At 55.1% G+C, this 287-nt stretch carries 1 protein-coding gene; it reads left to right on the top strand.

What is annotated here, in order from left to right; all coding sequences use genetic code 11:
* On the top strand, nt 1–287 hold a 287-nt coding region (locus LRP50_RS25635; RefSeq protein ID WP_274167203.1), incomplete at both ends, for a hypothetical protein.

Consider the following 287-nt stretch of genomic DNA (forward strand, 5'->3'; position numbering starts at 1 on the left):
AGCCTCTCGATGAGCTATGACAGCATCCATAACATCACCGCGAAGAACCAACTGCATGAACGCTTGCCGTTGGATGGTACGGGCTGGAATGCACTGCAAGGTACCAGCTACGACTGGCAATACGACTACGCGGGCTCTGCACAGCCTCATGCCGCCAGCAATATTGGTAACCGCACCTTCAGCTATGACGCCAACGGTAACCAGACAGGCTGGACAAACGATGACAACGGCACACGCCGCGACATCGTCTGGGATGAAGAAAACCGTATCCGCACCGTGACCGATAA

This window comes from Enterovibrio gelatinilyticus (assembly GCF_028683095.1).
GTDB classification, from domain to species: Bacteria; Pseudomonadota; Gammaproteobacteria; order Enterobacterales; family Vibrionaceae; genus Enterovibrio; species Enterovibrio gelatinilyticus.